Genomic DNA, 14102 nt, shown 5'->3' on the forward strand with positions numbered 1-14102 from the left:
GTTAACCTCGAGAAAGGTAACTCCTTTTTGCTGTTAATAACTCTCATCTATCTATTTTTAATAGACAGACTACGCAAGACAATGCGCAAGGTTGTTAGATTATGTAAGATAGAGAGATTTGAAGGACTGAGCCAATTAAACAAGCCAAAGCCAATCAAACTACTATTTACGACAACGGTATCTTGAATATTCTTCTTGATGAGTATTTGCAAAGATGATGATAGCGAATCCAACTCTTGGAAGAAATCCAAGCGATTATCTAACAATAAGATATCACTCATCTGCTTAGAAATATCTGCGCTTTCATTCATCACCACACCGATATCTGATAGGGTTAGAGCCGCTGAGTCATTCAATCCATCTCCAACCATCAAAATAGTGTGACCTGCTTTCTGCAGTTCCTCTACTAACTCAAATTTCCCATCAGGTTTCAAGTCTGTATAGACCTGATCAAAGGGCAAATCTTTGACTAATTCCTCTGTTCTAACCAAGGTGTCCCCTGTTGCCAGAATCAATTTTTTCCCTTGTGCCTTAAGTTTCTCCAAGGCTGCTTTTGCTTCTTTTCTCAAAGGAGTATGAATGCAGAACATTCCAATCAATTCATTCTGGTAGGCTAAGAATAAGAGATTGTAGTGATTCTTGTACTCTTCAATCAAAGCATGTTGTTCCAAACTAATATGAATCTGCTCATCCTGCATCAAGACATAATTTCCAATAACAACTGGTTGGCCATCTATATGGGATTTGATTCCCTTACTTGCGATATATTGGAGTTTCCCATGCATTTCCTCATGTTCAATCCCCTCTATCTCGGCTTGTTTGACAATGGCATTAGCAATAGGATGATAAATGTGTTCCTCAAGACAGGCACTGATTCTGAGAATATCTTCCTCGCTATAGTCCCCAAAAGGTAACACCTTTTCAACTATAGGATAGCTAGTTGTGATTGTTCCTGTCTTATCAAACAAGAAAGTATCAACTTCCAGATATTTCTCTAGAACATCCCCATCCTTAATCACCATTTCACGGTTCAACCCCTCTTTGATAGCTGTCAAATAAGCTACAGGAGTAGAGATTTTCAAAGCGCAGGAGAAATCAACCAATAGGAATGAAATAGCCTTAGAAAAAGAACCTGTTAATAGGTAAGTCAGACCAGCCCCCAAGAAATTATATTTGACGACCTTGTCCGCCATCTTGATGAAATAGCGTTGTTTCGTTTTCTTGTTTTCTTCAGATTTCTTCATCAACTCAATCAGCTGTAAAATACGGCTGTTCATCTGATTATCGGTTACACGAATGCGTAGCTCCCCAGTTTCCAAGACTGTGTTTGCACAAACCGAATCAGACTCTCTTTTTTCAACTGGAAAACTCTCTCCCGTCAAGGAACTTTCGTTGACCATACCTAAACCTGAAACTACTTGTCCATCAAACAGAATTTCATTTCCTTGAGATAGGACCAAGACATCTCCTATTTGAACATCGGAACTCTTGATACTAACAACCGTATCGCCCTGTACTAAGAATACGTCGCTCTCTTTTGCAAGAAGGCTTTGTTCTAAATCTGTTGCAGTTTTTTTCAAAGACCACTGATCTAAATGATTCCCCAAATCAAGCATAAACATGATATTGCTAGCTGTCTTGGATTGGTTCATAAACAAGGACAATAAAATCGCCGAACAGTCCAAGACTTCCATCGTTAGTTCCTTACGCGCTAGTGTTTGATAGGCTTCTCTAATATAACCCAAAGCCTGATAACAAGTCCATATATAGCGAATAGGATACGGCACAAAACTACGAAAAAGTACACGCTTAATCGCTGCACCTGAAACAATAGAATAAGCACTCTCTTCTCTACGAATGGGAAGAGTCATCAACTCAGAAACGTTCCCTTTATCAATTCTTTTTAAAAAGGCTTCTGCATTATCTAATACAGAAAAGCCTTCTTTTATGCGTAGAGTAAAGTGCTGTTGATCCATGTAAAACTGGATAGACTCAATCCCCTTTTCATCTCTCGCCAAGGAACGAAGATAGTCTTGAATATCCAAGGTGAGTGAAAAAGAAGATGATAGTCGGATATGTTGGTATCCTCTATGTAGCACTTTAAAAGACATATTATTCTCCTATAAGGCTATCTAATTGCTCTTCTTTTTTCTCTTGCTCGTACAAATATTTGGCATCTTGCAAGACATCGTCTCCATGTTGTTTCACAACAGAAACAGATGCATCTAGCCCGTCTTTCAACTTGTAAGCCTTAGCCAAAGCTTTAGAATAACCTTTTTTAGCTTCCTTACTTGCCAAGATTTTCAAACCAAGGGTACCAAATGCGACACCACCCAAAAAGAGTGATGATTTTTTCGCAACTTTTGCAACGGTTAATACTTCTTTTAACATACTTATTTCCTCCTTATCATTATTATATAGAAATTTAGATATAAAAGCAATTTTATTCTATAAATTGGAGAATTAGTTTTATTTCTACTGAATCTCCCATCTACTTATTTCTAAAGTTGCTTTCATTTGCCTCTTTTGATACACTTAAACTATGAATACAAACCTCAAACCCAAACTTCAGCGTTTTGCTTCTGCGACTGCCTTTTCCTGCCCTATCTGCCAAGAAAATCTGGCCTTGGTAGAGTCTAGCCTCAAGTGTAGCAACCGCCATTCTTTTGATCTGGCAAAATTCGGCTATGTCAACTTGGCTCCGCAAATCAAGCAATCTGCCAACTACGACAAGGAAAACTTCCAAAACCGCCAGCAAATTCTTGAAGCTGGTTTTTATCAGGCTATTTTAGAAGGTATCTCGGACTTACTAACAACTAATCCATCCGCAAAAACAGTCTTGGATATCGGTTGTGGCGAAGGTTTCTACTCTCGTAAACTCCAAGAAAGTCACTCTGATAAAACCTTCTATGCCTTTGACATTTCAAAAGACTCGGTCCAAATCGCAGCTAAAAGTGAACTCAACTGGTCAGTTAATTGGTTTGTCGGTGACCTGGCTCGACTTCCTATAAAAGACGCCAGCATGGATATCCTGCTCGACATCTTTTCACCTGCCAACTATGGGGAATTCCGTCGCGTTTTATCCAAAGATGGCATCTTGATCAAGGTCATCCCGACTGAAAATCACCTCAAAGAAATCCGTCAAAGGGTACAAGACCAGCTGACAAACAAGGACTATTCCAACCAAGATATCAAGGAACATTTCCAGGAATACTTCAGCATCCAATCTAGCCAAATAGCTTCCCTAACCAAACCCATCACAGCCGAGCAACGCCAAGCTTTACTTAGCATGACCCCCCTTCTCTTTCATGTTGACCAGACCAAAATTGACTGGAGTCAACTGACAGAGATTACCATTGAGGCAGAGATTTTGGTTGGGAAAGCACTGTAAATAAAACTTTCAGATAAGACAAAACCCGCACCTTCAAGGTACGGGTTTAAGTTATGTAATTATTAGTTCAAGTGCCAGATATCTTCGTTGTACTGAGCGATTGTACGGTCAGATGAGAAGAATCCTGCTTTGGCAATGTTAACGATGACTTTATCCAACCATGCGTCGCGGTCTTCGTAGTCAGCAAGCATTTGCTCTTTGACTTTAATGTAGTCTTCCAAGTCAAGGAGAGTCATGAACCAGTCTTTGTTGATCAATTCGTTGTAAAGACGTTCCAAGCGTTCTTTCTTGCCTACTGCAAGAACAGCGTCACTCACGATGAAGTCAACTAATGGTTTGATAGCTTTACGAGCGTAGAATTCGCTTGATTTGTAAGCTGCTTTTGCGTAAAGGTCGATAACAGTTTCTGAATCTTCACCGAAGATGTAGATATTTTCGTCGCCAACCAACTCAGCAATTTCCACGTTAGCTCCGTCCATAGTACCAAGAGTCAAAGCTCCGTTCAACATGAATTTCATGTTACCAGTACCTGAAGCTTCTTTAGAAGCAAGTGAGATTTGTTCTGAGATATCACATGCTGGGATGAGGAAGCTTGCTGCAGTAACGTTGTAGTTTTCAACCATAACCACTTGCAAGTGTGGAGCTACTTCTGGATCATTTGCAATCACTTCTGACAAGCAAAGGATCAAGTGAATGATGTCTTGGGCGATTGTGTAGGCAGGAGCTGCTTTACCACCAAAGAAGACTGTGATTGGACGAGCAGGGATGTTACCAGCCTTGATATCAAGGTATTTGTGGATGACATACAAAGCGTTCATTTGTTGGCGTTTGTACTCGTGAAGACGTTTGATTTGGATATCAAAGATAGAGTTTGTATTGATTTCCACACCTTGGTGATCTTTCAAGTGACGAGCCAATTTACGTTTGTTGTGAGCCTTGATGCTTTCCAATTTTTCTTTGACAGCTGCTTTGTCTTCGTAAGACAAGAGTTTTTCAAGCTCATCTGCTTCATGGTGCCATCCCTCTCCAATAATCTCATCCAAGTAGTGAGACAGTCTTGGGTTGGCATGCATGAGCCAACGACGGAATGTGATACCGTTTGTTTTGTTGTTGAATTTTTCTGGGTAGATGTCGTAGAAAGCTTTCAACTCTGAATTCTTCAAGATTTCAGTGTGGAGTGCTGCCACCCCGTTTACGCTGTATCCATAGTGGATATCCATGTGAGCCATGTGTACACGGTCGTTTTCATCAATGATTTGAACAGCTGGATCTTTGTATCCTGCTTTCACACGACGGTCCAATTCTTTGATGATTGGTACCAAGTGAGGAACCACTTCTTCCAAGAATTCAAGAGGCCATTTTTCAAGGGCTTCAGCAAGGATTGTGTGGTTAGTGTAGGCAGTCATGCTACGTACGATTGAGATTGCTTCATCAAGTTCGATACCACGCGCAGTCAAAAGACGGATCAATTCAGGAATCACCATTGATGGGTGAGTATCGTTGATTTGTACAACTGCGTAGTCCGCAAGGTCATGCAAGTTGCTTCCTTTTTCGATTGCTTCATCGATGATCAATTGCGCACCGTTTGAAACCATGAAGTATTGTTGGAAGATACGGAGCAATTCACCTTGCTTGTCGCTATCGTCTGGGTAAAGGAAGAGAGTCAAGTTGCGAGCGATATCTGTCTTGTCAAAGTTGATACCATCTTCGATGATAGAAGAATCAACTGAATCCAAGTCAAACAAACGCAAGCGGTTCTTTGTTGCTGTCTTGTAACCAGGTACATCGATATCGTAAAGGGTAGATGTCAATGTGAAATGTGCGAATGGCACTTGGTAGCTACGGCTTGAGCGTACCAACCAGTTTTGCTCAGTCAACCAAGCATTTGGAATTGTTTCTTGTTGGTTATTTTTAAGAACTTGTTGGAAAAGACCAAAGTGGTAGTTCAAACCAACACCGTCACCATTCAAACCAAGTGTAGCGATTGAGTCGATAAAGCAGGCTGCCAAACGTCCCAATCCACCATTCCCTAGAGATGGTTCCAATTCGACTTCTTCGATTTCGATCAACTCTTTACCGGCATCAGCAAGTTCTTTTTTCACATCGTCGTAAAGACCAAGGTTGATCAAGTTGTTTGACAAGAGTTTACCAATCAAGAACTCAGCTGAGATGTAGTAAACTTTCTTCTTACCAGTGTTGACTGGTTTTTGGCTGCTAGCAAGCTTGCTGTAGTTGAGAAGAGCAAGGTAAAGCTCTTCATTGCTACAGTCTGCAATGGTTTTATTGTAACGCTTTTGTACAAATTCGTTTAATGGTAACATTTTTGTGTCTCCTGATATTGTCTTATTTCTTTAATTCTACCAAATTTTCATTAATTCGGCGATAAATTGTAGTCAAGTCAAGCAAAGTTTCTTCAACAGCTGGTGTGAGTTGGTCTGCTGTCATACGCCATGACCAGTTTCCACCAAGAGTAGATGGGAAGTTCATACGAGCTGACTCATCTAGTTCTAGCAAGTCTTGCATAGTGGCAATAGCCATGAAGCTAACAGATGAAAAGGCTGTGCGAAGCATTGCGTGTGGCACTGTTTCATACTCTTTACGGTTCGTGTAGCGCGCCATGTATTCACGAGTTGGATCGTCGATTTCATTACGGTACCAACCAAGAACCGTATTGTTATCGTGTGTTCCTGTATACATAACAGAGTTGGCAGGTGCCAAGTGTGGGCTATCAATACTTTCGTCTTCTGGATTGAAGGCGAATTGAAGAATCTTCATTCCTGGGAAGCCAGTGCGTTCACGCAACTCGATGACTTCATCTGTCATGAAACCAAGGTCTTCTGCGATGATGTTTAGCTCACCAAGCTCTTCTTTAACAGCTGCGAAGAGTTTGTAACCTGGACCTTTCACCCATTTACCAGGTGCTGCTGTATCGGAACCAGCAGGAATTTCCCAGTAAGATTCGAAACCGCGGAAATGGTCGATACGAACGATATCGTAAATCTTGAAGCTTTCACGCAAGCGTTCAATCCACCATTTGTAACCGTCTTTATCCATTGCTTCCCAGTCATAGATTGGGTTGCCCCAAAGTTGACCAGTTGCAGAAAACTCATCTGGTGGGCATCCTGCAATGCAAGTTGCTTTACCATTGGCATCTGTCTTGAAGAGATGTGGATTTGCCCACATGTCGCTTGAATCTTCCGCTACGTAGATAGGCATGTCCCCAACGATTTCGATGTGGTTGTCGTTAGCGTAGGCTTTCAATTTCAACCATTGTTGGAAGAAGAAATATTGAGTCACACGGTGATAAACCAACTTGTCTGTCAATTTCTCACGGTAGCTTTCAAGTGCTGAAGCTTTACGCGCACGAGCATCTGCATCTGGCCATTCTGTCCAAGCAAGATTGTCAAAATGCTCTTTAATCGCCATATATTCTGCGAAGAGTTCGAGCCATGATTGGTTGTCTTGAGCAAACTTCTCAAAATCTTTGACATCACCCACTTCCAAGAAGCGTTTAACCGCTTTTTCTAAAAGCGGACGACGTGCGTAATAAATCTTCGCATAGTCAACTTCAGATGCATCACTACCAAAGTCAACACCTTCAAGGTCACTAGCTTCGAGCAAGCCTTGCTCTACCAAGATATCAAGGTCGATAAAATGCGTATTTCCAGCAAAAGCTGAGAATGATTGGTATGGAGAATCTCCATAGCTTGTTGTCCCAAGAGGGAGGATTTGCCAGTAACGTTGCTTCGTACGAACCAAGAAATCAACGAAATCATAGGCGCTTTGGCCAAATGATCCAATCCCGTATGCTCCTGGCAGAGAAGAGATGTGCATCAACACACCACTTTGACGTTTTTTCATAATAGCACCTCATGTGTTTGTAATATAACGCTGCGCAAATTAAGGCGCAAACGTTTGCGTTATTTTAAGTATAACGCATTTCAAAAACAAATGCAAGCGGTTTTAGAAACTTTTTTTGATTTCTTTTTCTTCGAATGAATCTTGGTTCCACTGTTATTTTATGAAACGAAAACTTTTCTTATAAAGTTTTTCTAATTTAAGATAGTTGAAATAAATAACAGCTTCATTTTTGCTAAGAAATCAGCCTAATCAATGCAATCGTTTCCCTTGTACGTTTTCAAATCAAGAAAAAGAAAACCTTTTAGTTTCTTCCTATATAAAGGCATTGACAAATGTTTGAAACCTTAAAATTTTTTTAAAAAACTTTTTAAAAACGCTTGCAACCGTTTTCTATTTGTGCTATACTAGGCTCATAAAAGAAAACGTTTGCGTTTTCTAAATAAATTATACTGTTATTCTTTAGGAGGAATACACTATGTCATCTAAATTCATGAAGAGCGCTGCTGTGCTCGGAACTGCTACTCTCGCTAGCTTGCTCTTGGTAGCTTGCGGAAGCAAATCTGCTGACAAAGCTGCTGATACTAGCTCTTCAGAAGCAAAAGAACTTACTTTCTACGTTGAAGACCAATATAAAGCCTTCGCTGAATCTGCTGCAAAAGCTTACGAAAAAGAATCTGGCGTAAAAGTTACTATCAAAACAGGTGACCAAATGGGTGGTCTTGATAACCTTTCACTTGACAACCAATCTGGTAAAGCCCCTGATGTTATGATGGCTCCATACGACCGTGTAGGTAGCCTTGGTACTGACGGACAACTTTCAGAAGTAACTCTTAGCGATGGTGCGAAAACAGACGATAAAACAAAATCACTTGTAACTGTTGGTGGTAAAGTCTATGGTGCTCCAGCTGTCATCGAATCACTCGTTTTGTACTATAACAAAGATTTGCTTAAAGAAGCTCCTAAAACATTTGCTGATTTGGAAAACCTTGCTAAAGACAGCAAATACGCTTTCGCTGGTGAAGATGGCAAAACTACTGCCTTCCTAGCTGACTGGACAAACTTCTACTACGCATACGGACTTCTTGCTGGTAATGGCGGTTATGTATTTGGCCAAAACGGTAAAGATCCTAAAGATATCGGACTTGCAAACGACGGAGCAATCAAAGGTATCGAATATGCTAAATCTTGGTACGAAAAATGGCCTAAAGGTATGCAAGATACTGAAGGAGCTCCAAACTTAATCCAAACTCAATTCCAAGAAGGTAAAACTGCTGCTATCATCGATGGTCCTTGGAAAGCTCAAGCATTCAAAGATGCTAAAGTAAACTACGGTGTTGCGACTATCCCAACTCTTCCAAACGGTAAAAACTATGAAACATTTGGTGGTGGTAAAGCTTGGGTTATCCCAGCAAGCACTAAGAACCTTGAAGGCGCTCAAAAATTTGTAGACTTCCTAGTTTCAACTGAACAACAAAAAGCGTTCTACGATGTAACAAACGAAATCCCAGCTAATACTGAAGCTCGTACTTATGCTGAAGGCAAAAAAGATGAGTTGACCACAGCCGTGATTGAACAGTTCAAGAATGCTCAACCAATGCCAAACATCTCTCAAATGTCAGCTGTTTGGGACCCAGCTAAAACAATGCTCTTTGAAGCTGTAAGTGGTAAGAAAGATGCGAAAACAGCTGCTAACGATGCTGTAACATTGATTAAGGACACAATCAAACAAAAATTTGGTGAATAATTGATTTGTTCAAGGGGGGTGGAAGCAAAATCCCCCTTTGAATTTATAGATACGCTTATTATCATACGCACGTATCTTACGATTGAATCCGAGTTTTATCTCGCATCCTATGAAAGGAGTAATCATGGAAAAACAACAGCCTCGCAAAGCAGCCTTGCTGTCAATCATTCCTGGTTTAGGACAAATTTATAACAAACAAAAAGCGAAAGGTTTTATTTTCCTTGGTGTTACTGTTTTATTTGTTCTGTATTTTCTAACACTTGCAAGCCCTGAATTGAGCAATTTGATCACACTTGGTGACAAACCTGGTCGTGATAATTCACTTTTTATGCTGATTCGTGGTGCTTTCCATTCTATCTTTGTTGTCGTTTACTTACTCTTTTATATCTTTAATATCAAAGATGCACATACGACTGCTAAACGTATCAATAACGGTATTCCTGTAGCTCGTACCTTCAAGGACATGATTAAAGGAATTTATGAGAATGGATTCCCATACCTTTTAATTATCCCATCATATGTAGCGATGACATTTGCGATTATCTTCCCTGTTATCGTAACCTTGATGATTGCCTTTACCAACTATGACTTCCAACACTTGCCACCAAACAAATTGTTGGACTGGGTTGGTTTGACCAATTTTACGAACATCTGGAGCTTGAGCACCTTCCGTTCAGCCTTTGGTTCTGTTCTTTCTTGGACCATTATTTGGGCCTTGGCTGCTTCTACCTTGCAGATTGTCATTGGTATCTTTACAGCAATCATTGCCAACCAACCATTTATCAAAGGAAAACGTATCTTCGGTGTTATTTTCCTTCTTCCTTGGGCTGTTCCAGCCTTCATCACTATCTTGACATTCTCAAACATGTTTAATGATAGTGTTGGTGCCATCAACACCCAAGTCTTGCCTCTTTTGTCTAAGGTCCTTCCCTTCCTAGATGGAGCTCTTATCCCTTGGAAAACAAATCCAACTTGGACGAAGGTTGCCTTGATTATGATGCAAGGTTGGCTTGGATTCCCATACATCTACGTTTTGACCTTGGGTATCTTGCAGTCTATTCCTAACGACCTCTACGAAGCGGCTTACATCGATGGTGCTAATGCTTGGCAAAAATTCCGTAACATCACTTTCCCAATGATCTTGGCTGTTGCAGCTCCAACATTGATTAGCCAATACACCTTCAACTTTAACAACTTCTCTGTCATGTATCTCTTTAATGGTGGAGGTCCTGGTACTGTCGGAGGCGGAGCCGGTTCAACTGATATCTTGATTTCATGGATTTACCGTTTGACAACAGGTACATCTCCTCAATACTCTATGGCGGCAGCTGTTACCTTGATTATCTCAATCATTGTCATCTCTATCTCTATGATCGCATTCAAGAAACTACACGCATTTGATATGGAGGACGTCTAAGATGAATAACTCAATCAAACTCAAACGTAGACTGACTCAAACCCTCACTTACCTCTACTTGATTGGCCTATCAATCGTGATCATCTACCCACTTTTGATCACCATCATGTCCGCCTTCAAAGCAGGTAACGTCGCAGCCTTTAAACTAGATACTAACATCGACTTCAATTTTGATAACTTTAAAGGGCTCTTCACCGAAACCTTGTATGGCACTTGGTACCTTAATACTTTGATTATTGCCTTTATCACAATGGCTGTTCAAACAAGTATCATCGTACTTGCAGGTTACGCCTACAGCCGTTACAACTTCTTGGCTCGTAAACAAAGTTTGGTCTTCTTCTTGATCATCCAAATGGTACCAACAATGGCCGCTTTGACAGCCTTCTTCGTTATGGCCCTTATGTTGAATGCCCTTAACCATAGCTGGTTCCTCATCTTCCTATATGTCGGTGGTGGTATCCCAATGAACGCTTGGCTCATGAAAGGTTACTTCGATACCGTACCAATGTCTCTTGACGAATCTGCAAAACTAGATGGTGCAGGACACTTCCGTCGCTTCTGGCAAATTGTCCTTCCGCTCGTTCGCCCAATGGTGGCTGTACAAGCCCTCTGGGCCTTCATGGGACCTTTCGGGGATTACATCCTCTCTAGTTTCTTGCTTCGTGAGAAAGAATACTTTACTGTTGCCGTTGGTCTCCAGACCTTCGTTAGCAATGTGAAAAACATGAAGATCGCCTACTTCTCAGCAGGTGCTATCCTCATCGCCCTTCCAATCTGTATTCTCTTCTTCTTCCTACAAAAGAACTTTGTTTCAGGACTTACAAGTGGTGGCGACAAGGGATAATTTATCCCCGCTACCCTTTTTCATTTTATACTCTTCGAAAATCTCTTCAAACCACGTCAGCTTTATCTCCAACCTCAAAGCTGTGCTTTGAGCAACCTGCGACTAGCTTCCTAGTTTGCTCTTTGATTTTCATTGAGTATTAGAAATTGTTACTGTAAATAATATTCTTGCAACAAGCAATTTATCTCCTAGACTTGAAATAAAGCACATTTCTCTATATAATAATACTCATATAGAAAACACTTTTAGAAAGATGCCTATGCTTCCATATCCATTCTCGTATTTCTCTAGTATCTGGGGATTTCGTAAGCCCCTATCAAAACGTTTCGGCCTCAACTGGTTTCAGCTTCTCTTTACGAGCATTTTCCTCATCAGCTTGTCTATGGTTCCGATTGCCATTCAAAACAGCTCACAGGAAACGTATCCACTGGATACCTTTATCGATAATGTTTATACACCGCTGACAGATGAAGCCATCATGGACTTGTCAGAGAATACACAAATCGTTGATGGAAAGCTGAACTACTCAGGTACGAAGAATCATCAGCCTTCTCTTTTAATTGGTCCAAGCCAAAGCAAGGAATTTCCAAAGGACTTGCAACTTCATTTTGATACGGAAGAACTCGTCATCAGCAAGGAAAGTAAGGAACTGACTCGCATTCGCTACCACGCGATTCAAACGGAGAGTTTCCAGAGTAAGGAAGATCTTACCCAGGCCATTTCTAAAGACTGGTATCAACAAAACCGGGTCTATATCAGTCTCTTTCTCGTTCTTGGTGCAAGCTTTCTCTTTGGATTGAATTTCTTCATTGTCTCTCTTGGAGCTAGCTTTCTCCTTTATATCACTAAAAGATCACGCCTCTTTTCATTTAGGACCTTTAAAGAGTGCTACCATTTTATCTTGAACTGTTTAGGATTACCCACTCTGATTACGCTTATTTTGGGACTTTTTGGCCAGAATATGACAACCCTTATCACTGTACAAAACATTCTTTTTGTTCTTTATCTGGTCACTATTTTTTACAAGACACATTTCCGTGATCCAGATTATCATAAATAGGAGATTTTTATGCCCGTGACGATTAAAGATGTGGCTAAAGCAGCAGGTGTCTCACCTTCAACTGTTACCCGCGTCATTCAAAATAAATCAACGATTAGTGATGAAACCAAAAAACGAGTTCGCAAGGCGATGAAGGAGCTCAACTACCATCCCAACCTCAATGCTCGTAGCTTGGTAAGTAGCTATACTCAGGTTATCGGCCTGGTACTTCCTGATGACTCAGACGCTTTTTACCAAAATCCTTTCTTCCCATCTGTCCTTCGTGGTATCGCCCAAGTGGCATCTGAGAACCACTATGCTATTCAGATTGCAACAGGGAAAGATGAAAAAGAACGTCTCAATGCGATTTCTCAGATGGTTTATGGTAAACGTGTTGACGGTTTGATTTTCCTCTACGCCGAGGAAGAAGATCCTCTGGTCAAGCTAGTAGCCGATGAGCAATTCCCTTTCCTCATTCTCGGAAAATCCACTTCACCCTTTATCCCTCTTGTTGATAATGACAATGTACAAGCGGGCTTTGATGCGACAGAGTATTTCATCAAAAAAGGATGCAAACGAATTGCCTTCATCGGGGGTACAAAGCGACTCTTCGTAACGCAAGATCGTCTAACTGGCTATGAGTCCGCACTCAAACAACACCAGCTTCCGATTGATACCAACTTAACCTACTTTGCGACTGAATTTCTAGAAGAAAAAGGTTATCAGTTCAGTGAACTCCTGTTCAATCACGATCCACAGATTGACGCTATTATCACAACTGACAGTCTCCTTGCAGAAGGGGTTTGTGACTACATCAGTAAGCATCAGTTAACTGTTCCTGTCTTGAGTTTCGACTCTGTCAATCCTCGACTTGATCTTGTAGCTTATGTGGATATCAATAGTCTGGAACTTGGGCGCGTTTCCTTTGAAACCATTCTCCAAATAATCAACGATGCTAAAAACAATAAACAGATTTGTTACCGCCAGTTGATTGGGCACAAAATTATCGAAAAATAAAGACCAGCCCCAGTGAACTGCACCCCAAAAGTTAGACAGAAAAAATCTAACTTTTGGGGTGTTTTTATTATGAAATTGAGTTATGAAGATAAAGTTCAAATCTATGAACTTAGAAAACAAGGATATAGCTTAGAGAAGCTTTCAAATAAATTTGGGATAAACAATTCTAATCTTAGGTACATGATTAAATGGATTGATCGTTACGGAATAGAGTTCGTCAAAAAAGGCAAAAATCGCTACTATTCTCCTGATTTAAAACAAGAAATGATTAATAAAGTCTTACATGAAGGCTGGACTAAAGATAGAGTTTCTCTTGAATACGGCCTCCCAAGTCGTACGATACTTCTTAACTGGCTGGCGCAATACAGGAAAAACGGGGGTATACTATTGTTGCGAAAATAAGAGGGAGAGTACCTAAAATGGGACATAAACGGAAGAAAACTTGGGAAGAAATGACAGAACTAGAGCGACTCCAAGAGGAGAATGAACGCTTACGGACTGAGGTGGCTTACCTAAAAAAGTTAAAAGAGTTAGAGAAATGGTTTCAGGAGGATTTCGACTAAATTTACTTCTTGAAGTGGCTCGTTTACCTCGCTCAACTTACTACTATCAGTTGAAGCAACTAGATGGGCTTGACAAAGATAAAGAGCTTAAAATCGAAATTCAGGCCATTTATAATGACCATAAAGGAAATTATGGCTATCGTAGAGTTACTCTTGAACTAAGAAATCGTGGTTTTCCTACCAAGGAGAGATTGGCAAGAAGGCAGACAACCTGATTCAACGTCAG

10 protein-coding genes and 1 pseudogene are annotated in these 14102 nt (G+C 40.6%); 7 read left to right on the forward strand and 4 right to left on the reverse strand.

The window, feature by feature from the left end; genetic code table 11:
* Positions 1-47: 47 nt before the first annotated feature.
* Together HMPREF1516_RS00655 and HMPREF1516_RS00660 are read right to left on the reverse strand one after the other, a co-directional pair.
* Complete coding sequence (locus tag HMPREF1516_RS00655) at positions 48-2111, reverse strand: heavy metal translocating P-type ATPase (protein WP_000008807.1); 2064 nt, start codon at positions 2109-2111, stop codon at positions 48-50.
* Between the two features lies 1 nt (position 2112).
* Positions 2113-2391 carry a DUF6110 family protein gene (locus tag HMPREF1516_RS00660; protein ID WP_000910910.1) on the reverse strand — a complete coding sequence of 93 codons (279 nt, stop codon included), beginning with the start codon at positions 2389-2391 and terminating at the stop codon, positions 2113-2115.
* A gap of 151 nt (positions 2392-2542) precedes the next feature.
* On the opposite strand from HMPREF1516_RS00660, the gene HMPREF1516_RS00665 reads away from it, so the two are divergent.
* On the forward strand, positions 2543-3391 hold the full coding sequence (locus tag HMPREF1516_RS00665; RefSeq protein ID WP_001095532.1) for a putative RNA methyltransferase: 849 nt from the start codon (positions 2543-2545) through the stop codon (positions 3389-3391).
* Between the two features lie 62 nt (positions 3392-3453).
* Here HMPREF1516_RS00665 and glgP read toward each other — a convergent pair whose 3' ends face one another.
* Positions 3454-5712 (reverse strand): glycogen/starch/alpha-glucan family phosphorylase, encoded by a 2259-nt coding sequence (gene glgP / locus HMPREF1516_RS00670; RefSeq protein ID WP_033605578.1) that lies wholly within the window; start codon positions 5710-5712, stop codon positions 3454-3456.
* A 22-nt stretch (positions 5713-5734) separates the two neighbouring features.
* Positions 5735-7252 carry a 4-alpha-glucanotransferase gene (malQ, locus tag HMPREF1516_RS00675; RefSeq protein ID WP_033605579.1) on the reverse strand — a complete coding sequence of 506 codons (1518 nt, stop codon included), beginning with the start codon at positions 7250-7252 and terminating at the stop codon, positions 5735-5737.
* A 475-nt stretch (positions 7253-7727) separates the two neighbouring features.
* Here malQ and HMPREF1516_RS00680 point away from each other — a divergent pair, with 475 nt between their 5' ends.
* The 6 genes and pseudogenes from HMPREF1516_RS00680 to HMPREF1516_RS09690 all read left to right on the forward strand — a co-directional run.
* Positions 7728-8996 (forward strand): extracellular solute-binding protein, encoded by a 1269-nt coding sequence (locus HMPREF1516_RS00680; RefSeq protein ID WP_000095453.1) that lies wholly within the window; start codon positions 7728-7730, stop codon positions 8994-8996.
* A 124-nt stretch (positions 8997-9120) separates the two neighbouring features.
* Complete coding sequence (locus HMPREF1516_RS00685; RefSeq protein ID WP_033605580.1) at positions 9121-10413, forward strand: sugar ABC transporter permease; 1293 nt, start codon at positions 9121-9123, stop codon at positions 10411-10413.
* Position 10414: 1 nt separating this feature from the next.
* The gene (locus HMPREF1516_RS00690) at positions 10415-11257 is read left to right on the forward strand and encodes a sugar ABC transporter permease (protein ID WP_001065640.1); all 843 of its coding nucleotides are present in this window, start codon (positions 10415-10417) and stop codon (positions 11255-11257) included.
* Positions 11258-11516: 259 nt separating this feature from the next.
* Positions 11517-12317: a DUF1189 domain-containing protein gene (locus tag HMPREF1516_RS00695; protein ID WP_002878663.1), complete on the forward strand. Its 801-nt coding sequence runs from the start codon at positions 11517-11519 to the stop codon at positions 12315-12317.
* Positions 12318-12326: 9 nt separating this feature from the next.
* Positions 12327-13313: a LacI family DNA-binding transcriptional regulator gene (locus tag HMPREF1516_RS00700; RefSeq protein WP_001145428.1), complete on the forward strand. Its 987-nt coding sequence runs from the start codon at positions 12327-12329 to the stop codon at positions 13311-13313.
* Between the two features lie 69 nt (positions 13314-13382).
* Positions 13383-14102, forward strand: a pseudogene (locus HMPREF1516_RS09690) (IS3 family transposase); the annotation flags it as partial.

Source organism: Streptococcus sp. CM6 (assembly GCF_000526095.1).
GTDB lineage: Bacteria > Bacillota > Bacilli > Lactobacillales > Streptococcaceae > Streptococcus > Streptococcus oralis_BW.

Coding starts and splice junctions, on each gene's coding strand:
- HMPREF1516_RS00690 (WP_001065640.1), top strand. CDS start 10,415: ATGAATAACTCAATCAAACTCAAACGTAGACTGACTCAAACCCTCACT.
- HMPREF1516_RS00655 (WP_000008807.1), bottom strand. CDS start 2,111: ATGTCTTTTAAAGTGCTACATAGAGGATACCAACATATCCGACTATCA.
- malQ (WP_033605579.1), bottom strand. CDS start 7,252: ATGAAAAAACGTCAAAGTGGTGTGTTGATGCACATCTCTTCTCTGCCA.
- HMPREF1516_RS00700 (WP_001145428.1), top strand. CDS start 12,327: ATGCCCGTGACGATTAAAGATGTGGCTAAAGCAGCAGGTGTCTCACCT.
- glgP (WP_033605578.1), bottom strand. CDS start 5,712: ATGTTACCATTAAACGAATTTGTACAAAAGCGTTACAATAAAACCATT.
- HMPREF1516_RS00685 (WP_033605580.1), top strand. CDS start 9,121: ATGGAAAAACAACAGCCTCGCAAAGCAGCCTTGCTGTCAATCATTCCT.
- HMPREF1516_RS00665 (WP_001095532.1), top strand. CDS start 2,543: ATGAATACAAACCTCAAACCCAAACTTCAGCGTTTTGCTTCTGCGACT.
- HMPREF1516_RS00680 (WP_000095453.1), top strand. CDS start 7,728: ATGTCATCTAAATTCATGAAGAGCGCTGCTGTGCTCGGAACTGCTACT.
- HMPREF1516_RS00695 (WP_002878663.1), top strand. CDS start 11,517: ATGCTTCCATATCCATTCTCGTATTTCTCTAGTATCTGGGGATTTCGT.
- HMPREF1516_RS00660 (WP_000910910.1), bottom strand. CDS start 2,391: ATGTTAAAAGAAGTATTAACCGTTGCAAAAGTTGCGAAAAAATCATCA.